Annotated in this window: 20 protein-coding genes; 12 read left to right on the forward strand and 8 right to left on the reverse strand. The window is 50.3% G+C overall.

Annotated elements, in window-relative coordinates:
* The first annotated feature begins 8 nt into the window (after positions 1-8).
* The gene (locus EM595_RS18425; RefSeq protein ID WP_067437015.1) at positions 9-626 is read left to right on the forward strand and encodes a dTMP kinase; all 618 of its coding nucleotides are present in this window, start codon (positions 9-11) and stop codon (positions 624-626) included.
* Between the two features lie 195 nt (positions 627-821).
* Here EM595_RS18425 and EM595_RS18430 read toward each other — a convergent pair whose 3' ends face one another.
* The 3 genes from EM595_RS18430 to EM595_RS18440 all read right to left on the reverse strand — a co-directional run bounded on the left by EM595_RS18430 (position 822) and on the right by EM595_RS18440 (position 2,844).
* On the reverse strand, positions 822-1,121 hold the full coding sequence (locus EM595_RS18430) for a type II toxin-antitoxin system RelE/ParE family toxin (protein WP_067436243.1): 300 nt from the start codon (positions 1,119-1,121) through the stop codon (positions 822-824).
* Positions 1,090-1,326 carry a TA system antitoxin ParD family protein gene (locus EM595_RS18435; protein ID WP_067436248.1) on the reverse strand — a complete coding sequence of 79 codons (237 nt, stop codon included), beginning with the start codon at positions 1,324-1,326 and terminating at the stop codon, positions 1,090-1,092. Before EM595_RS18435 ends, EM595_RS18430 begins: the two co-directional genes overlap by 32 nt.
* A gap of 261 nt (positions 1,327-1,587) precedes the next feature.
* Positions 1,588-2,844, reverse strand: a complete 1,257-nt coding sequence (locus EM595_RS18440) for a mechanosensitive ion channel family protein (protein ID WP_067436251.1) — start codon at positions 2,842-2,844, stop codon at positions 1,588-1,590.
* Between the two features lie 758 nt (positions 2,845-3,602).
* On the opposite strand from EM595_RS18440, the gene EM595_RS18445 reads away from it, so the two are divergent.
* A complete protein-coding gene (locus EM595_RS18445) occupies positions 3,603-4,016 on the forward strand; it encodes a hypothetical protein (RefSeq protein ID WP_067436254.1) in 414 nt (137 codons plus the stop codon).
* A 227-nt stretch (positions 4,017-4,243) separates the two neighbouring features.
* On the opposite strand, the gene EM595_RS18450 is transcribed toward EM595_RS18445, so the two are convergent.
* Complete coding sequence (locus EM595_RS18450; protein ID WP_067436262.1) at positions 4,244-4,849, reverse strand: hypothetical protein; 606 nt, start codon at positions 4,847-4,849, stop codon at positions 4,244-4,246.
* A gap of 240 nt (positions 4,850-5,089) precedes the next feature.
* Positions 5,090-6,082: a threonine ammonia-lyase gene (locus EM595_RS18455; protein WP_173645407.1), complete on the reverse strand. Its 993-nt coding sequence runs from the start codon at positions 6,080-6,082 to the stop codon at positions 5,090-5,092.
* A gap of 52 nt (positions 6,083-6,134) precedes the next feature.
* On the opposite strand from EM595_RS18455, the gene EM595_RS18460 reads away from it, so the two are divergent.
* From EM595_RS18460 to EM595_RS18480, 5 genes are all read left to right on the forward strand, one after another.
* Positions 6,135-6,473: an ArsR/SmtB family transcription factor gene (locus EM595_RS18460; RefSeq protein ID WP_067436269.1), complete on the forward strand. Its 339-nt coding sequence runs from the start codon at positions 6,135-6,137 to the stop codon at positions 6,471-6,473.
* Positions 6,474-6,969: 496 nt separating this feature from the next.
* Positions 6,970-7,803 (forward strand): SUMF1/EgtB/PvdO family nonheme iron enzyme, encoded by an 834-nt coding sequence (locus EM595_RS18465; RefSeq protein ID WP_067436272.1) that lies wholly within the window; start codon positions 6,970-6,972, stop codon positions 7,801-7,803.
* Positions 7,800-8,348: a carbapenem self-resistance protein CarG family protein gene (locus EM595_RS18470; RefSeq protein ID WP_067436275.1), complete on the forward strand. Its 549-nt coding sequence runs from the start codon at positions 7,800-7,802 to the stop codon at positions 8,346-8,348. Before EM595_RS18465 ends, EM595_RS18470 begins: the two co-directional genes overlap by 4 nt.
* Positions 8,345-8,890 carry an SEN1982 family lipoprotein gene (locus EM595_RS18475; RefSeq protein ID WP_067436278.1) on the forward strand — a complete coding sequence of 182 codons (546 nt, stop codon included), beginning with the start codon at positions 8,345-8,347 and terminating at the stop codon, positions 8,888-8,890. Before EM595_RS18470 ends, EM595_RS18475 begins: the two co-directional genes overlap by 4 nt.
* A gap of 307 nt (positions 8,891-9,197) precedes the next feature.
* The gene (locus tag EM595_RS18480) at positions 9,198-9,554 is read left to right on the forward strand and encodes a GNAT family N-acetyltransferase (protein ID WP_419190158.1); all 357 of its coding nucleotides are present in this window, start codon (positions 9,198-9,200) and stop codon (positions 9,552-9,554) included.
* A gap of 277 nt (positions 9,555-9,831) precedes the next feature.
* Here EM595_RS18480 and EM595_RS18485 read toward each other — a convergent pair whose 3' ends face one another.
* The gene (locus EM595_RS18485; RefSeq protein ID WP_067436281.1) at positions 9,832-10,272 is read right to left on the reverse strand and encodes a GNAT family N-acetyltransferase; all 441 of its coding nucleotides are present in this window, start codon (positions 10,270-10,272) and stop codon (positions 9,832-9,834) included.
* 611 nt (positions 10,273-10,883) lie between these two features.
* Between EM595_RS18485 and leuA the strand changes: the two genes are divergently transcribed.
* Positions 10,884-12,554, forward strand: a complete 1,671-nt coding sequence (gene leuA / locus EM595_RS18490) for a 2-isopropylmalate synthase (protein WP_067436284.1) — start codon at positions 10,884-10,886, stop codon at positions 12,552-12,554.
* On the opposite strand, the gene EM595_RS18495 is transcribed toward leuA, so the two are convergent.
* Together EM595_RS18495 and EM595_RS18500 are read right to left on the reverse strand one after the other, a co-directional pair.
* Positions 12,544-13,323: an AraC family transcriptional regulator gene (locus EM595_RS18495; protein WP_173645408.1), complete on the reverse strand. Its 780-nt coding sequence runs from the start codon at positions 13,321-13,323 to the stop codon at positions 12,544-12,546. The two genes, leuA and EM595_RS18495, sit on opposite strands and share 11 nt — an antisense overlap.
* Before the next feature lie 85 nt (positions 13,324-13,408).
* On the reverse strand, positions 13,409-14,419 hold the full coding sequence (locus EM595_RS18500) for an AraC family transcriptional regulator (RefSeq protein WP_067436287.1): 1,011 nt from the start codon (positions 14,417-14,419) through the stop codon (positions 13,409-13,411).
* A gap of 61 nt (positions 14,420-14,480) precedes the next feature.
* On the opposite strand from EM595_RS18500, the gene EM595_RS18505 reads away from it, so the two are divergent.
* The 4 genes from EM595_RS18505 to EM595_RS18520 all read left to right on the forward strand — a co-directional run bounded on the left by EM595_RS18505 (position 14,481) and on the right by EM595_RS18520 (position 20,083).
* Positions 14,481-15,719: an MFS transporter gene (locus EM595_RS18505; protein WP_067436291.1), complete on the forward strand. Its 1,239-nt coding sequence runs from the start codon at positions 14,481-14,483 to the stop codon at positions 15,717-15,719.
* Between the two features lie 617 nt (positions 15,720-16,336).
* On the forward strand, positions 16,337-17,323 hold the full coding sequence (locus tag EM595_RS18510) for an autoinducer 2 ABC transporter substrate-binding protein (protein WP_067436294.1): 987 nt from the start codon (positions 16,337-16,339) through the stop codon (positions 17,321-17,323).
* A gap of 257 nt (positions 17,324-17,580) precedes the next feature.
* Positions 17,581-19,101, forward strand: coding sequence for a sugar ABC transporter ATP-binding protein (locus EM595_RS18515; protein WP_067436297.1), 1,521 nt, complete (start codon positions 17,581-17,583; stop codon positions 19,099-19,101).
* Positions 19,094-20,083 (forward strand): ABC transporter permease, encoded by a 990-nt coding sequence (locus EM595_RS18520; RefSeq protein WP_067436300.1) that lies wholly within the window; start codon positions 19,094-19,096, stop codon positions 20,081-20,083. Before EM595_RS18515 ends, EM595_RS18520 begins: the two co-directional genes overlap by 8 nt.

A 20,083-nucleotide genomic window follows, 5' to 3' on the forward strand; every position in this document is an offset into this window, starting at 1 on the left:
TGTTGAGTATGAATCGCCCACTGTTTATTTCTCTCGATGGTCCTAAAGGGGTCGGTAAAACCACATTGTTGGAAGCCATTACCAAAATACTGAGGGCAGACAACAAGAAGGTGATCCGACTTTGCGAGAAAAAAAGCGATCCCAACAGAAGCGAAACAATGGCCCTTGTGAACAGGCTCGCCAGAAATCCTGCCCTGGATTTGGAACGCGAAGTTTGTGCGCACTTTGCTGATAGCCGTGCATGGATTTCCGAACATGTGCTGCCTAAACAGCCACCGGGTAGCATAATCCTGATGGATCGTTGGTACCCGTCGGATGCCGTCTTTCGCCGATTGGTTCCCTTTGCAGAGATTTTACAGCTCAATATGGAGAGAAACGTACGAACGCCAGACCTGCATGTTGGGGTGGTGACGACGCCTGAGATTTCATGGGCAAGGGCCGCAGCCAGAACGCGTGGGCTAAGTAGTACGGTGATGCATAAGCTGGAAGAGCATATCGCTTGTACTAAGGCGTTTGAGCGAGAGGTTGCCGATCACGGCTGGGTTTTATGCCGTAATGAAGGAACGATCGAAGACGCAACGATGCAAATAATTTCAGAGATCTACAGATTGCCTGGGTGCCTGTAGGCATCGGTTTTGCGGACATGTTGCCTGTCGCCAGCAGTAATAGTGAAAAAGTGGCGCTGGGTGTTATGCGATGGGAAAGTAGTTTGGTTTGAATGCCTCCCTCATTGCGGAGGGAATCATGGGATATCGCGCTGTTTCAAATAAATGACTCATTCTTTATCGACTTTACCCGATTAGTTTCAGATCGGCTCTGCGTTATCGCTTTTGTTCATCATAGTCATTCTCGTGCGCTCCCAAACTTAAGAGAGAGATCTCCAGCTTTTGGTCCAGCCAGCTATAGCCGAGCAGATATTGCTGCTTCCCCATGTAAAACTTATGCACCCACAGATAGTTGAGATCACCTTTCTTGCGCTCGCCTGTCTGCGGGTTTTCGATGATGCGATCAATCTCTTCATCAACGTTGTCCTGATCCTCTTTGGTCAGACGGTTAAAGGCCTTCTCAAAGCGGCTGGACGGGTAAACCTCAACTTCCTGACCTGTCTTTTCTGCGCACATATTTCTTCATTCTCCCGTTGTCCATTTCTGATTTCGCCAGCAGAATTTCGTTGATGAAGGAAAAAGGCAAATCGGGATTGTCCTCAGCAATACGGCCGATCTTAGCCCAGTGCTCAATCTGTTTCGGCACGCTACGGCTCATAGCCTCTGCATGTATTTTCACTTCTTCAACAAAATCATCATCTAATCGGATGCTTGTTGCCATTTTAAACCTCATGTTGTAGTCCCCAGCACCAGTAAAGTATTGGGGTGGTTTCAATCGATACGTCTGTGTTTGACGCACTACGGAAAATAGTACGCGACAATTTGTTGCATTACGCCATATATCAATGCACGAGAATTGCTCTGAGTTTTGCCCGCTTTCCGCTCATAGCGGACGGTGCAGATAAACAACGATAGGGTGCTGACTGACGCCAAATGCGCCTGGTAAAGTCAGGCGGCGTAAGAGACGCCGCCGTGAGTCAGTTTACTGCGGGCCACCAGATCGGGCATCGGTGCTCTCTGCGCGCGGCTGCGCCAGCCGGGCAAAATCGGATCCTGCCGGATGCTGGTAAATTTGCAGCTCAAAGTAACGGGCCATCGCATAGATATACTCAAAAATCGCCGCCTGGGTATTTTCATAATCGGCCCAGAAAATAGATGAGGTAAAGCAGTAGATTTCTACCGGCAAGCCATCCGGTGACGGCTTTAACGGACGCACCACGATATACATCTCTTTTTTAATATCTTCACGCTGGGCCAGCCAGGCGGTCAGAAATTTACGGAATACCATCAGGTTGGTGATACCGTTCTCCATAAACCAGCGATCGCCGACTGCGCTGATATCACGCCCATCCAGCAGCTCAGTGATGGATTCGCTGGCGATGCGGATCTGGCTCATCGCCAGCAGCATCTCCTGGTTCACAAAGGTGATCGACTTCTGATCAAGATAAAAACTGCGCATGATACGGCGCGCGCCCGAAGAGAACATCGCCTGCCAGTTGGTGTAGGTCTCGGTGAGGAAATTCTTGGTCGGAATGCGCGAAATGGTGTTATCCCAGTTGCGAATGGTGATGGTATGCAGCGCAATATCGATCACCTCGCCACTGATATTTCTATCCGGCATCTCAATCCAGTCGCCCAGCTGTAGCACATCGTTGGACGAGAGCTGAATATTCGCCACCAGCGACAGCAGGGTATGTTGGAAAATCAACATCAGCACCGCGGCGACCGCACCCAGCGAGGAGATAATAATCGCCGGTGACTTGTTGGACATAATTGCCAGAATCATGATCGCGGCGATAATATGCACCAGGATTTTGCCAATCTGGATATAGCCTTTGATCGAGTGATTTTTACGCTTCGATTTGCGCGAATAGGAGTTGTTAACAATCTCCAGCACTTCATTGAAGAAGATCGACAAATAAACAAAAAACAGGATGCCGCAGATAGTTTGAATCGCAACTTTCAGATTTTCAGGCAGGCCTGGCATAAACTGCAAGAAATTGTAGACCACAATCACCGGCACAAAATTCGACAGCTTCTGAGAGAGGCGGACATCTTTATCCAGCGGAACGCCCTGTTTATGGCTGCTGAAAAAGACCTTTCTGATCACTTTGACGATGAAAAATTTGCAGATCAGGTGAGTAACCATCCCGGCCATAATCAGCAACAGCAGGCTGACGCTGACTGACAGCACCCTGTTTCCCTCAATAAAATTCATCAAACTTTGAATGTAATGCATGATAACCACGTACGAAAAATGTAAGGGGCGAATTCAACCACAGTGCGGCGCGGATTGTTACGCGTCGAATGCGTTTAGCCCTGCTGGCGGGCAGTTTCACCAGCCTGAACGGTAGAGAAATCGATAAAAGTGGGTGCTTTCGCCTGGTGATGACTTTTATCAGCGCAATGCCACCTTGCGGGAATCAGATAAAGCCATTGCTGACTCTCTCCTCCGATATAACGATGGCTGCGTAATCACCCGCTCAGCCACGTCGGCATCAAGATGGCTGCCCCTTAATTCAACACGTGCGATTATTCAGTGAAAGGGCGTGTATTTTTTCAGCGCTAATGACGAGCTTCACCGCATTATGGGGGAATGGAAAGTCTGGGCAGGTTAATGAGCACTGATTTCTCTGGCAGCTTCAGCAGCAATGAAAAACACAGATGTTTGCTCGTGAGCCGTTGTTTCAGTTTACGTCCGCTTTGTGCCAGAAGCGGATGTTGTCGCCTTACTCGAATTAGATAGGTATGCTTAAAAATTTTTATGGCATATGCAAAAGGTTCGTAGGATAAAACTCACAAGGAAAAGCGATGACAATCATACTGGCCTACTCCAAAAAAAACTGACTGGCGGCCTTAATGTCATTATTGTCAGGATGCCCGTCGCAGGTCGTCATGAGGATGCTGTGCCTGAAGCCTGTTTTGCGATCAAGCCTTGTGCCGAAAATTTTAGCGGGTACGGTGCATCAATAAAGCTGCTCAGACAAAGAGAGAATTATGGCGAACATTATTGACGATAACTGGATTAGGGTATCTGTGATATCAGCAATATTTAGTAGTCTCGTGGGTTCATTACTGGTTTTAACCTATCTTTCACTGGGGAAAAGCAGTGCCCCGGTAATGGGCCTCATATTTACTTATTTTTTCATCGTTACGATGAGTATTATTGGGACCACGATGGGATCAATAATAATCGGCATGCCATTAGCGATGGTTTCGAAGCGATTTTATCCTGATGCTGCCCTGAAGGGGAGCTTTTTTATCGTGTGCTCTGTGCTCATCATGTGGCTGTTTATACTGGCATGGCCTGTTATCAGGATATGTGAAGCGTCTTATTCGGATATTTTGCTTTTAAGCCCTTATGCTTTCTGTTCAGCTGCCGCACTTGCTTATCTGGTTTACCGGGAATGATGCGTATACATCAGGTAGTGCAGACCGAAGGTAAACGGCGAACGCGCAGCCTGGCATGAACGCTATTCAGCATATTTAATGTTTTTCCGGGCTCATGCATTTTGCAGCAAAGCCCGCATTTGATTTTATATCTGCCCACACATCACAATTCCTCCGTGGTGCGGAGCAAAATCGCTAGTGTCATCACTTTATATATACGCCTGAAGTAGAGGTCAGCCTGTGGTTGATTACCATCCTATCGACTTGCACCGGCTGAATTCAGTCTGTGAAACAATGAGCGCCATATGGTTTTCTGCCATGCACTGTTTAAAAACTTCGTTTTTGTAATCCCCTGCCTGTAAACCCAGCAGGGTGTTGGTCCGTTCCGCTGCGCTTTTTTCAATGTAATAGCCACAATTTTCTTTTAAATACTTAGAGTTATCGCTTCCGGAAATCGACCGTCTCAGCTGGGCTTCAATTGAATTAACTGACTTATCCTGGGGTACGGCTTTTGCTGATTTCAAGCCAGAATAGAGTGGGTTGACCAGTAACTTCTGTGCAAATCGTTGATTTTCGGCGGTTAAATGGCCGGTTTTACACAACTGCAGATAGACCTGCGAAAGGCGTTGCTCCTCAGCGTCGGCAGCATGAGTGCATTCTTCCTGGACTTGTTCATCAGACTTAGCCGGATGTTTTTCAGTGGTTCTCCAGTAACTATTTTTAAAGTCCGGAACCGTGCCTTCAAAGCTGCCAAAAGGGCACAATGCACTGGCACAACCCAGTAAAAACATGGGTACGCACGTCAGCATTAGAATACGTAACAGAGGAAAGGCTTTAATACTGCTTTTATTCATATCATCTCATTTTATTTAGCTTCGGAGAGAAGGTAGGGATAATATAATTATTTTGACGGACTGCGTTCAGATGAGGCCCGGTCTTCTGCACAGAGTAACATAATCGGGGCAGACCTCGCTTTTTAGGGCAAGTTTGCATATCGATCTAAGTGAGGAAGGGGGCATGATATTTTATCAATTCTCACTCTCACGCTGGCTGCGCGCTATTCTGTTTCCTGCCTGCACCTTTGCTGCGTGTTGTCAGAGTGTGGCCTCATTCACTAATTCCAGATAACGGTAATCCGATATATTTCTGCCGCTCACTACGCAGACGACCTTACGTCCACTCAGTTCTTTTGCATAGCGAAGGACTGCCGCAATTGCAGGTGCTCCCGAAGGTTCAATGACATGGCTGTGCTGATTCAGCATTAACAGCATCGCTGCTTTAATCCCGGTTTCTGAAACAAGAAGAACACGATCAACGCGGTCGCGTACCAGGGGCCAGGTCATGGCTTCAGGCTCAATATAGCCACTGATGCCTTCGGCGATTGACGGGTTTAATTCCACTGGAATTGTTTCGCCCGCTTCTTTCCAGTGTGCAAAGGTCGGGCTGGCTTCACTTTGTATGGCCCAGACTTCGGCTGCAGGGTTAATAGCTTTGACTGCCGTCGCAATACCTGACGCCAGCCCGCCACCGCCAATATTCACGAGAATGACGTCAGCGTCTGCCCAGTCTTCCATTATTTCCAGTCCGACCGTGCCGGCTCCGGCTATCATCTGCTCATTATCGTAGGCGGAGACAAACGTCGCGCCGGACTCCTGCGCGGCCACAATCGCGGCCTGTCTCGCCTCTTCAATATTTTCAAAAAACGTAACCTGAGCACCATAGCTTTTCATTGCGGAGACCTTAATTGGGTCTGCTGAACAGGGCAGAAATATGGACACCGGTACGCCTGCTGCGTGACCCGCGCAGGCAAGCCCCAGTCCATGATTTCCCGCCGTCGGGGCAATTACGCCAGCAATGCGCTGGTCTGTATTAAGACTGGCAACGACGTTTGCAGCCCCCCTAATTTTAAAGCTACCCGTATGCTGGAGATTCTCCATCTTGAGCCTGACCTCCGCTTCGGCAAGAGCAGACAGCGCCTGCGAAGGTTCCAGCGGGGTTCTGCAAACCGTTGTTTTGATGCGCGCGGAGGCAGCATAAATGGCCTTCAGCGTGACACTGTCGATTGGTCTTTGAGTGTGGTTTGTCATAATATGTGCTCAGAAGTTATATAGTAAAATAACTATATAGGAAAATGGCTATATGAACAATCCTGAGACATCAATGGCAGACCTTTTCCGCGCCCTCGGCAATGAGCACCGGCTCGTGATGGTGGAGTGGCTTTCCGATCCCAGGTCACATTTTCCGGAACAGCAGGATGGCGACCTGGTTGAGGATGGGGTGTGTGTCGGGTTTATCACCGAAAAGATTGGTCTCAGTCAGCCGACCGTGACAGGCCATCTTCAGATTCTGGCTAAGGCCGGTATAGTGACATCGAAACGTATCAAGAACTGGGTGTTCTATAAACTCGAACGTCAGCGGATGGATGAAGCAATCGCAATGCTGTCGGGATATGGGAAGCTTGAGATGGGTCCATATTAACAGCCATAACCGGGCAGAATATGCATAACGAAGGAAGCAAAACCGGTAAGCATGTACATTTTGTTGATGGTGTCCCCGCCCTTCAGATGGATATATTAAATCAACTTTATCTGTCGTCATCTTATGCAAAACTGCAGTTTAAACCTCAAACCCCCCCCTGGCTGACAACCATCCTGAAGGTCCGGAGGTGCTTTTCCTCATAGCGGATATGGGCAAACGTGTAAGCCCGCTTTGTGCCAGAAGCGGACATTGGCAGTTTTCCTGCTATGCCCCTTTAATGGCAATTTCAAGCTGTGAGTGAAGATGCTGTTGAATTGCAGCTTACAACCTGTACCGGTCAGTCAGTATAAAAGGGCTGAAAGTCAGGTATTGCCGTAAGGAATTTCAGAACTTACTTACTTAATATTTCTAACTTTAAATCCATCTGGTTGCTAAAGTCTGGCGATGCTGGAAATCAGCTATGTGAATGCCCATATCAATCAGCCAGGATGGCTCTGTGAAAAATAAAATCCTCTTTCTGCTGTCTGTCTTTTCCGCCTTTGCCGCTGCAACACAATCCCCTGATGAAATCGTGGTGGCCGGAGGTAGATATTATGCCGGTAACGTTTTTGGCCAACATGACTATGCAGCACACGCCAACATCACGCTGAATACCTTCTGGATCATGCGTACTGAAATTACCTACCGGCTTTATTCAGATGTTCACGAATGGGCTGTTGAGCGTGGTTATGTATTCGGTGTCGGATGTAACGGAGCCGTTTACGAGGACTGCCGGCCGGCGGATACAGATAACGGTACACATCCGGTTACCAGTGTTGAATGGTCAGATGCGGTGATTTTTGCAAATGCCCTGAGTGAAAAGGCAGGGCTGAGACCTGTCTATCTCAATAATAATGGCGTCCCGGCACGCGACAGTTCCCGTTACGAATTTAAACAGGATGCCCGGGCTAATGGTTACCGCTTACCCACGGCCGAGGAATGGCAGATTGCCGCCCGTGGAGGAAAGGCCGGACTGGAAAATGGCTCGTATGGTTTCAGATTTGCTGGCAGCAACAACGCAAATGCCGTCGCCTGGTTCCCTGACTTCAACGATCCGCATTTCGGCACTGTCCGTGTGAAAAGCCTGCGGCCTAACGCGCTCGGTCTGTATGACATGAGCGGTAACGTTTCGGAATGGGTTGATGCTTTCGACACCCTTTCCGGTGTGAAAATGTACTATTTTTGCGGCGGCAGCTTCTTGTTACATACGGGCAGTCTGACCAGCTGCGACACGCACAGTGCCGGCTACGCCCTGCCGGACACTGGCTTCAGACTGGTGCGGAAATTTTGAACCTGAAAATGCCTTTTATAATGCTGACAGCCATTCTGATAAGCCTTCCGGCTTCATTACAGGCAGACACCCATATTCACCTGAAAAAGGGGCTGAACAGCATTGATTTGAATGGTGATGGCATACCAGACACCGTCTTTTCCGCGACTTACGACAATAATACTTCTCATCCCAGTGAAACTCTCAACATCTTTATCAGCCAGGAAAAAAACTGGCTTATCGTACCGGTCCCGGATGACGATGGTTTTACCTGGACCGATTTAAGGCTATCAGCATCTATCCTTAAGATAAGCGGCACAGAACTTCACCGCTATAAAGGGCGGGTTTACCTTATCAGGGCGGCCAAATATGCCGGCAGCGGTGGCGGCGGAGATCTTACCGATAAATCGCGAGTGAGGTTTTCACGATTCCGGCTGGAGCAAAATAACGACGATCCCGGGACGTCTGTTTTTTACTGGGATCCAGCAGGGATTTATCTTACTGAACAAACTTTTGATGAAGTGAATGAAGCTTTTCATATTCTGGATATGGAGAAATTTCGTTGAAATGTATCACACTGATTTTGCTGTTTTTCCTACCGTTGAGCTGCAATGCGGGGCAGAAAAGTCAGTACCTTGAGCTCATACAGCAGTCACTTAATCAGCAATCTCTTTGCCTGGGTGAAAGGCAGTGGCCGGTTTCAATCAGAACAGGCACCGACCGGTGGATTAATGCAAAAATGGAGGCGCTTGTTGATGCCGGCCTGATTACTTCTCATGTGAAAGCAGGAAGGAAAATCTGGGAGCTGACCCCATACGGTCAAGCTTCGTTCATAAAGCATCATGATTTCTGCTATGGAACCATGCGTGTCAGAACCATAAGGGCTATCTCAACAGATCACACAGGCGTTACTTATGTGACCTTCACCTATTATATCTATGCCCTGCCCGCCTGGGCGAAGAATCACTCAGTGCGTGTTGCCAATACCGACCTCGATAATCTGGTCATGGGGATTAATTCAGTCCGCTATCAGGCCCTCTTTGATACGAACAAACAGGGAACGCCCCGTCTTATCAGTGAACCTGAACAGCTTGATCTACTGTATTAAGGGATATTGTCGGATAAATCCTTTGCAAGGTTTCAAGGTTTGCTACCGCATCTTTTCCAAGAGTACTGAAACTAACGTGCCGGTAGAGAATCTTCACAACCAGTCTAGACTCTTTCTGACCGCTTCTACTTCTCATATATTTTCTGGGCTAACGTCCGCTTCTCGCTCATAGCGGACATTATCCCGACGTCAGTCCGCTTTGTGCCAGAAGCGGGCACTGTCGCCTCATGAAATTTCGATGGATGTGCTTTAGAACTCGAATGTTAGAATCACGTGGATGGCAGGTTACAAAATTTAAGGGAAGCGTATGAAAATTGCTATATGTGATGCATCGGATATTCCGGAACTGGCAAGAGTTTTTGTGGAAATGGAGACGTATTACTTTAGCAGTGAGGCTGCCAGCTATGATGAAATGTTCTCTTATCTGACTCAGAAGGTTTTATCTGCTTATTCGGGCGTGAGCGTGCTCGGAGCATGGAAAAATGGGACTCTCGTCGGATTTGCCACATTCACATTGATGTTTCCGGCTCCCAAATGCTCCGGCCAGGCGTATATGAAAGATCTTTTCACATCAGCAGCTGTGAGAGGCCAGGGTGTAGGTAAATCGCTTATGGGATTTATAGCGGCGTTTGCAATTGAACATGGCTGCACGAGGTTTGATTAGACGGCTGAAACAACAAACCCGAAAGCAGCTGAGTTTTACTCGTCTCTCGGGGCGTCCCTGCTCGAAGAAAAACAGTATTTCCGCTTGGATCATCAGAATTTAGTGACGTTTGCTATGCAGAATACATAATCATGAGGCCATTGGGATGTTATGTTCAATGTGGCATAACTACTCTACCGCCATGATTTTGACGTCCGCTTTTCGCTCATAGTGGACATTGGCTCGCGTGTTAGTCCGCTTTGTGCCAACAGCGGACATCAGTGAAAATTGCTGTGAATTAAACGCCACGAGTTTTTTCCAATTTGATGTCAGTGCCATTAAGGTCTGTTTCATTACCCCAACCGAGCTGCATATAAAATTTCGCCGCGCGACTATTCTTATCGGTTTCCAACCAGGCAATCTCATGATGCAGGAATAACTCCTGCTCAGCTAGCGTAACAAGCCTGCGACCTATTCCTTTGCCTTCATATTCAGGCAGAACAAAGGCCGCAAACAGACAGCCTTCATCCGGCAATATCATGGAGAAACCAATGATTTTATTATTTTCAGTGGCAACCCATGCGCAAAGACTTTTTTCAATCATATCGCCTACGACGCCTTCGGTAATACCCATCTGCCGCATCTCTTCACGACTCAGGTGGTTCTCGATTACCGATGTTCTGACGTCGAACATACCCTCGATATCAGAAAGCCGAGCTGTTCTTACGTAGGTACTCATCAGACTTACTCCATGTATGACAAAATAATTTTGATAGTAATGTCAGAAAAAAAATCAACGGAACATAAAGTTTAAGGTGGCTAATTATGTCCGCTCCTCCCTCAAAACCGACCCTGGCGCGCGCATCAGCCCGCTTTGCGAATGAGTCCGTGACGTTGTGGCTTATGCCGCTTTGTTTCTGGGCGGCTCGGGATTCAATCAATCGCCACAGAATTAAAAAACCCTGCGCGTAGCGGGCTTCGGTGATCGCATTCTCGCTCGTTGGGTTCTGGTACTTCTACCAGCGATGCCAGCGGAAAAGTAAGCATTTTATGCAAACTAGGGACATTGCCAGCATTAGCGCACGCTTATTGTTCAGCACTTCATGCACAGGGTTTGGGCGTCCAGTCGCCGGCACCTGGCCTTTCGCCGTCGGCCCCTCTGTTTTATTCAGCTGTCAGCCGAAGAAACATTACTGAAAAATAGAGCCATGCCGATTTCTATCCTGTTCTTCTGTTGGTTAGATCTCTGCTTCGCGATTGTCATTTTTGCATAAGCAGTTGTCAGCCTCTGATGAGTTTTGCGGCTGATTTAGCACGACACTGGGCATCTTTGTTAAAGAGGAACCCGGTATGTTGAATAATCCTTCACTCAAGTATAAAGCGCATCCCCCTGTTAATATTAGTGACCGACAGTGGCCCAATAACACATTGACCCATCCGCCGCGCTGGCTTTCTACGGATTTACGCGACGGTAATCAGTCGCTTGCCGAGCCGATGGACAACGCCCGAAAAATGAAATTCTGGGATCTCCTCATAGCCTGTGGCTTTCGGGAAATTGAGGTCGCGTTTCCCTCTGCTTCACAAACGGATTTTGATTTTGTGCGGTCGCTTATTGAAGGCAAACGTATTCCAGAAAATGTGAATATTCAGGTGTTAACGCAGGCAAGAGAGGATTTGATTACGCGGACATTTGAATCGTTGCAGGGTGTTCATCAGGCGACGGTACATTTATATAATGCGACGGCGCCCCTTTTCAGGGAGATCGTCTTTCGTCAGACGCGTGATGAAATTGTTCAGCTTGCCATCGGCGCAACCAGGCAAATCCGTCGATTATGCGAGGCGTCACCGGAAACCAACTGGACGTTTCAGTATTCTCCGGAAACCTTCTGCTTCACTGAGCCTGAGTTCGCCCTGCAGATTTGTGAAGCCGTGGCCGAGGTCTGGGAACCGGATACGTCTCGCCCCATGATTATCAACCTGCCTGCAACGGTTGAGGTCAGCATGCCGAATGTTTACGCCGATCAGATCGAATATTTTTGCCGCCATTTTTCGCGTCGCCAGCAGGTTTGTATCAGCGTTCACCCACACAACGATCGTGGAACAGGCATTGCCTGTGCTGAGCTGGCACTGCTGGCGGGTGCTGAACGCGTTGAAGGTTGCCTGTTTGGCAACGGAGAGCGTACAGGCAATGCTGATTTAGTGACGCTGGCGCTGAATCTTTATACGCAGGGCATCTCACCCGGACTCGACTTTAGCCAGATGAAAAAGGTGGTTGAAGTGGTGGAGGAGTGCAATCAGCTGCCTGTTGCGCCGCGCCACCCCTACGCCGGCGAACTGGTTTTTACGGCTTTTTCCGGCTCCCATCAGGATGCCATCAAGAAAGGGTTTGCTGCACGACAGAACGCCTCAGATGCTTTCTGGCAAGTGCCCTATCTGCCGCTCGATCCGGCAGATGTCGGTTGCAGCTATGAAGCGGTTATCCGGGTCAACAGCCAGTCAGGCAAAAGCGGCGCGGCCTGGCTACTCGAGCAAAACCATAACCTTATCCTGCCCCGCCCACTTCAGCAGGCATTCAGCCTTCGCGTGCAAAAAGAGGCGGAACGGGGTGAGAAAGAGCTGTCACAGATGGCGGTCTGGAACCTGTTTCGTCAGGCGTATGGCGTTGTTGACGCCCCACTCCTGCGTTTAAAAGAGTATGTCTGCAACAATCAGCCTGACCAGCGCACCGTGCTTTCTGCTGAGATCATTTGCCAGGGTAAAAAACTGAGCCTGATGGGAGAGGGAAATGGCTTTCTTTCAGCGGCTCTTACCGCCCTCTGCCGGGAGGTAAACACTGAGCTTGAAATTGTTAGTTATCAGGAACACACGCTGGGTAAACGCAGCGACAGTCGTTCCGTCGCCTATGTGTGCTGCCAGGACCGCACAGGGAGATGCGCATGGGGCGTCAGTATTGACAGCGACATTACCCGAGCCTCGCTGCAGGCTATGCTAAACGCCGCAGCGGATTTCGTTACTTGCTGAAGTACTCACTGGGCGTCATTCCCATAACCCGCCGAAACATCACGCTGAACGCGCCGGGGCTGGCGTAACCTGAATCCAGAGCCACCCGCGTTATTTGCTCGCCCTGCGCCAGGCGCGTCAGGGCGTGCAGAAGACGTGCCCGCCGAACCCACTCGCTAAACTGCATGCCGGTTTGCTGGTAAAAATGGCGGTTGAGCGTGCGTCCGCTGGCGTTGATTTTTACGGCTGCCTGCTCAATTGACCAGGTTTCATGCGGTGCATCGCGAACCGCCTGGCATAGCTGTTTCAGGCGTTCTGAGACTGGCTCTGGCAGGTGAAACGGCAGCATGTCCATCACGCGAATTTCATCAAGCATCAGTTCGTAAACATGTTCAGCCCGGCTGCCGGGCAGGTAGTCAGCAGGAAGCGTCAGCGCGCAGATAATCAGTTCCCGTAACAGGTCACTCACACCAACAACCTGACAGATAACGGGCAGATCTGCCCGCGCCAGCGGCTCGACAAAAAGCACCCTCGCCTTCACATCGCCGGTGATATGCAAGGCATGTGGGATATTTGCCGGTATCCATACGCCACGTGAAGGCGGGACCACCCACAATCCGAGTCGGGTCTCAATGCGAATAACACCGCTCAGCGTATGAATCAGCTGAGCACAGCTGTGCGTATGCCAGTCTTCATAATCGCCGTGCCTGTAGTCATGTGCATAAGGAATAACGGACCGGCCTGAAAAATCAAAGTCGCTTTGTCTGGTCACTGGGTTGATATCGCTCATTTTTATAAAGCGCCGTTCTGACTCTCTTTCGACGCACACGCCTTTCATCGCTGATTTCAGGCAAGGTAACAGACATTTGTGACGCTCAGGGCGGGTTCTTCATTAAGCTGCCGCGGCTGGCTCCCGGCGGCTGGCCGTTGATCCGCTTGAAAGCCCGACTGAACGCGGCCTGAGAGGTATAGCCCAGACGCTGGGCTACCGTGTCGATCGATAGCTTCTCCTGGCTGAGCCACTGACTGGCGAGACGCATACGCAACTCCGTTGCGTAGCGCAGTGGCGGCACGCCTGTTGTCGCCTTAAAGCGCTCGGCAAACACAGAACGCGAGACATGCGATTCCGCTGCCAGTTCAGCCACAGTCCACTCTTTGCCGGGCTGACGGTGTATAGCCAGGATGGCTCGGACAAGGCGCGGATCACGCAATGCCGCAAAAAGGCCGGAGGCGGTTTCACAGCCACATTCAACCCACCCACGTACAATCATCGCGGCCGCGACCTCAGCAAGACGCGCCAGAATACCGGCAAAACCGATGCGCCCGGAGCATATTTCGTTTTTCATGGCAGACAGGATTGACACCAGGCCCGGATAACGCGGCTGGTCGGTATTCGCCACGAGAACCTCCGGCATCAGTTTACCCAGCCCGTGCATACCGCCGAGATCGAATTCCATGCAGCCGTAAAAAAGCACTGCGCTGGGTATTGGGTGCGTGCTGGGGCAGGTATCCACTCCGCTAACCGCTTCTCCCAGCGGAGCCGTGGCGAAATTGTCGATATGTTGAAAAGCTACACCGGGGTCTGAAAGGAGTTGATGCGCCTTTCCCTGAGGCATGAACACCGCATTGCCAGCAACCAGCGGGTGAAGCGTGCCGTCATGCGTACGTAAGAACGCGGTGCCCGCGGCCAGATAATGAAAATAGGCGTGCCCCGGCCTGCCATCAAACCCCAGCCCAAAAGCAGGGCCGGTCTGAATACGGCGATACTGGACACCGCGCAGGCGCATGCCTGTCAACAGTTCGCTAATAAGATCGGACGACAGAGCGGATTGTTCTTTATCGGTCATTTCAGGCGTTTCGAGCATAATATCAAGATTCCGCATCATAGATCGTCCTGCCGATCGATGCCAGACTTTCGGCTGTGATAATTATCCGGGGATAGGTTAGATGAGAAATGATGTGAATAATGCTGCGCCAGCGTTCGCCCATGAGGGTGAGCCAACGGGAGCCGCGTGGACGGCTGTATTTTCCCTGGCAATGGGCGTTTTTGGCTTACTGACAGCCGAGTATCTACCCGCCAGCCTGCTAACGCCTATGGCTGCTGACCTGCATGTTTCGGAGGCCCTGGCTGGCCAGGCAGTGACCGTAACGGCAGTGGTGGCTCTGTTTGCAGGGCTGCTGGTGCCAGGCCTGACGCGCAGGTTTGACAGAAGAGTCGTCCTGTTGAGTTTCACCGGACTGATGATAGCCTCGAATCTGCTGGTGGCACTCTCCTCCAGCCTGGCCGTGCTGTTAATTATGCGAATACTGTTGGGCGTTGCGCTGGGAGGGTTCTGGAGCATGGCCGCTGCCGTCGCCATGCGTCTGGTGCCAGCCAGGCTCGTTCCGCGCGCCTTATCCTTTATCTTCAGCGGCATCGCCGTAGGCACTGTGGTTTCGGTACCGCTGGGAAGTTATCTGGGCGGGCTCTACGGGTGGCGTAGCGCCTTTGTGGCAGCAACCGCAGTGGGCGTGCTGACGCTCATTGTGCAGTTATTCACTCTGCCGCGTATGGCCGCGCGCAACACGGCACGAACCGCATCGGTAATGGCACTGCTTCGACGACCTGGCATTGCACTGGGAATGATGGGATGCGTGCTTGCTCATACGGGACAGTACGCGCTGTTTACCTATATTCGTCCGGCTCTCGAAAGCGTTATTCCTATTGATGTGAATAGTTTGTCTTTAATGCTGCTTGGGTTCGGTGTGGCCAATTTCGTGGGGACGCTGCTGGCCGGATGGCTGATGGAACGTAGTTTGCGTGCCACCCTGGTCCTGATGCCTGCAATAGTGGGCGTCGCAGCGCTCTTCATGATCTGGCTGCCCGTGCAGATATCCGGATTGATGTGCCTGATCGTGCTGTGGGGTCTGGCGTTTGGCGGCGTTCCGGTGGCCTGGTCTAACTGGGTGGCGCGCGCGGTGCCGGATCAGGCAGAAACAGCAGGCGGTATGGTGGTGGCATCCGTGCAGTCCTCAATCGCTGCCGGCGCTGCTTTAGGCGGATTCATGTTTGGATTCAGTGGCGTGGCAGGCGTTTTTATTACCGCCGGTAGCATGATGTTGCTCGCGGCACTTTTTATTGCCATCAAGGTTCGGGTAGCACTGCCACAGCATGGCCAGCCAGACACGCCGGCAACACACTTTTAACTCAAGCTTAAGTAGCCGCAACAGGGCGCCTTTGTATAACGGCGCCCTGTTAAGCAACCTGATTACGGTCTCACTCCGGTAAAATATCCGGTAAGCATGGGCCCGCATTTCATCATTGAAACATCAATGTCACGGTAAAAAAGCAGCTTCTATCATGTTCATGCCTGACGCAATCTTTTGTGCAGACAATTACGTCGGCACACGTCCTGCCTGATTCTTTCAGCTTTAACGTCCGACACAGGCAGCGTTGCCTGATTGCTCATGCACCTGCCGCGTGACGCTGTTCACACTCTGCGCAAATAAAAACCATTTCCGCATTTTTCCGGCCGGAAAAGCACCACGCCGCATTCATATGTAAATTAAATGTTAATTTAATGTGATTTTATATGAGTATTTTAGCTGAAAGCAGATTCCTTGCGGACTAAAGTCAGCGCAGTAAGCGCCTTAAATAACAATCTATTAACTTAATATTTCATAATATTTAACAAATACGGGCTTTACTCACATTTTCTTCACAACTGTGCGAAAAACGATGTTCCTCTACGTTAATCTCTGATCGTGGATTTAACAGAAATCATTCTTTCCCTTTTTCAGAACACCATAAGAAAGGTACCGAAATGAAATTTAATCTCGCATTAGTCAGCGCATGTGTGGTTTCAGCATGCATGGCATTTACAACACCGTCATTTGCCGCCAAACCTTACGATATCGCCGTTGTCGCTAAAGTTACGGGTATTCCCTGGTTCACCCGTATGGAAGTGGGCGTAAAAGAAGCCGCGCAGAAGCTGGATGTCAACGCGTATCAGGTTGGTGGCTCCACCCCCGATCCGGCCCAGCAGGTAAAAGTGATTGAAGATTTGATAGCCAAAAAAGTCAACGCAATCATTGTGGTGCCAAATGATGCCAAAGTACTGGAGCCGGTGCTGAAAAAAGCCCGTGACCAGGGCATCGTCGTATTAACGCATGAATCGCCGGACCAGCAAATTGGGCAGTGGGATATTGAAACCATCGACAGCCAGAAATATGCCGAAGCGAACATGGACGAGCTGGCAAAAGATATGGGCAGCAAAGGCGGATACGCCATTTATGTCGGTTCCCTGACCGTGCCATTGCATAATGCATGGGCAGATGCTGCGATCAAATATCAGAAAGAAAAGTACCCGGAGATGCATGAAGTGACTTCACGTCTGCCGGTGGCAGAAAATATTGATAAGTCCTACTCTACCACGCTCGATTTAATGAAAACCTATCCCGATCTAAAAGGAATTATCGGCTTCGGTTCGCTCGGTCCGATCGGTGCTGGCCAGGCCGTTCAGCAGAAACGTGCGAAAAATAAAATCGCCGTTGTCGGTATCGCTATGCCCGCTCAAGCTGCACCTTATCTGATGCGCGGTGATATTAAGAAAGCCCTGCTGTGGGATCCGAAAGATGCCGGTTACGCCTTAGTCACGGTCGCCGATCAGTTGCTTCAGGGTAAAGAAGTCACCAAAGATCTGAGCATTGAAGGGCTGGGCAAAGCCGACGTCGATATGGACAAGAAAGTGATTCGATTTAATAAAATTCTCGAGGTGACACCAGAGAATGCAAAATCACTCGGGTTCTGATCGGCACTTTTAACTCTCTTATCTTTCGTATATAAATTTTTCCCGTAACACACCAGGTTAATAAAAAAGATACGGCGTCGTGTGCTGTGCCGTATTTTATTTCCGTTCCAACTTTGAAATTTTACGCCCTGAATATGTTGATTTGATGGAAGTCGGTAAATGATCGAATCCCAATAAGCCTGGATAATGAAGTGATTTGAGTGCGCCAGCGTAGCCAATCCCAGCCGGAAGTAAACAGGTATATTTAAGGATCTGTGATGAATACTGTCAGCATGTCCCAAGCCGGTAATGAGGCCTTTATCAGCCTCGAGAAAATCAGTAAAAAATTCCCGGGAGTATTAGCATTAGATAATGTCAGCCTGACCCTTAATAAAGGTGAAGTGCATTGTCTTGCCGGTCAAAATGGTTGCGGAAAAAGCACCATAATTAAAATCATTTCCGGTGTCTATAAGCCGGAAAAAAGCGCGACGATTAAGCTGGACGGGAAACTCTTTCACACCCTTACGCCGCAGTTGTCTTCTTATTATGGGATTCAGGTTATTTATCAGGATTTATCTCTGTTTCCAAATCTGTCTGTGGCCGAAAACATTGCCATTCACCGTTATTTGCCGGGCGGTGATTTTTGGGTACATCGCGAGGCGATGCGCAAAAAAGCGGTGGCGGCAATGCAACGGGTCGGGGTTTCTCTGGATCCGGATCGTAAAGTCGAAAAGCTGTCGATCGCCGACCGCCAGTTAGTGGCAATATGCCGCGCAATCGCCGCTGACGCCAGCCTGGTGATTATGGATGAACCGACCGCTTCACTGACCCGCACAGAAGTTAATGGCCTGCTGCGGGTAGTGAATGAGCTCAAAGCCGCCGGTATCTGCGTGGTGTTTGTCAGCCACCGTCTTGATGAGGTGATGGAGGTAGCCGACCATATCAGCGTAATGCGCGACGGTAAACTGGTCGGCACCTATCCTGCCAGTGAACTCGACAGCAATGAACTGGCGTTCCTGATGACTGGACAGCGTTTTACCTACAGTCACCTGCCACACCGAGCACCCGCCGACGTGACGCCACTGCTGGAAGTCAGCCAGCTGAGCCGCAAAGGTCAGTATCACAATATTTCACTGTCGCTGCGTCAGGGTGAAATCACCGCGATTATCGGCCTGCTCGGGTCAGGACGTACAGAGCTCTGTTTGAGCCTGTTCGGCATGACCCAACCGGACAGCGGGGAAATCCGCATTAACGGCAATGCGGTGAAACTCCACAGTAACCGCGACGCCATCCGTCACGGCATCGCCTATGTATCAGAAGACCGTCTGACGCAGGGGCTCATCATGGAGCAATCCATTTACGACAACACGTTGGTATCGATTTTCGACAAGCTGCACACCGGCACAGGATTAATGGATCATCGCAAAGCCGCATCGGTAGTGAGAGATCTGATTCGTGACCTGAACATAAAAGTCTCCGACAGCGGCTTACCGGTGAAGACGCTTTCCGGCGGTAATGCGCAGCGTATTGCTATCGCTAAATGGGTGGCGACGCGACCACATATTCTAATCCTCGATTCACCGACCGTCGGCGTGGATATTGCCAACAAAGAAGGCATTTATCGCATTGCGCGCGATCTGGCGGAATCTGGCATGGCGGTGCTGATGATTTGCGATGAAATTCCGGAAGCGTACTACAACAGTCATCGCGTGCTGGTGATGCGCAAAGGTGAACTGGTGGCGGAATTTGCGCCGCACCAGAGCAGCGAAGTGGAGATTGCGGAGATGATCAATGGATAACAACGTTCTCTCGAAACTGTTTTCCCGGCACGAATTCTGGCTTGGATTACTGGTTCTGCTGCTGGCAATTGGCCTGAGCGTCAGCACCAGTGAATTTATGACGCTGGGTAACCTGACAGATGTCGCTACCAGTTACGCCATTCTCGGTATTCTGGCCTGTGGTCTGTTTGTGGTGCTGATCGCCGGAGGCATCGACATCTCCTTTCCGGCCATCACGTCCATCGGCCAGTACGTGATGGCGAGTTACATCATTCATCACGGCGGCAGCTTTCCGCTGGCGTTTGCCATGTCAATGAGCACCGGTTTGCTGCTCGGGCTGGTTAACGGCTTTCTGGTGTACTGGCTCCGCGTTCCAGCCATCATTATCACCATCGCCACGCTAAATCTGTTCTACGGTTTACTGGTTTATCTCACCAATGGCACCTGGTTGTACGGCTTTCCCGACTGGTTTATGAACGGCATTAACTGGTTCTCCTTTACCGCCGCTGATGGTTACGACTATGGCCTGACGCTCCCACTGCTCAGCCTGCTGGGTGTCGTTATTGCCACCGGGGTGTTAATGAACCACACACGCGTGGGTCGTCAGATTTATGCCATGGGCAGCAATCGTGACGCCGCGTCGCGCCTCGGTTTGAACATCCTACGGCTGCATTTTTACGTTTACGGTTTTATGGGATTGCTGGCGGGCATTGCTGCGGTGGTTCAGGCGCAAATCACCCAATCGGTAGCCCCTAATTCCCTGCTCGGCTATGAGCTAACGGTGCTGGCGGCGGTGGTATTAGGCGGCACCAGTATGACCGGCGGACGTGGCTCGCTGACCGGCACCATTCTGGGTGTGCTGCTGCTGGGCTTTCTGCAAAATGGCATGACTTTGCTAAGCATTTCATCTTACTGGCATCAGGTTTTCAGCGGCGTGATCATTCTGGTCAGCATCAGCAGCACCGCGTGGAATGAAAAACGCAAACTGGCAAAGGGGATGTAA

The organism is Duffyella gerundensis (assembly GCF_001517405.1).
GTDB lineage: Bacteria > Pseudomonadota > Gammaproteobacteria > Enterobacterales > Enterobacteriaceae > Duffyella > Duffyella gerundensis.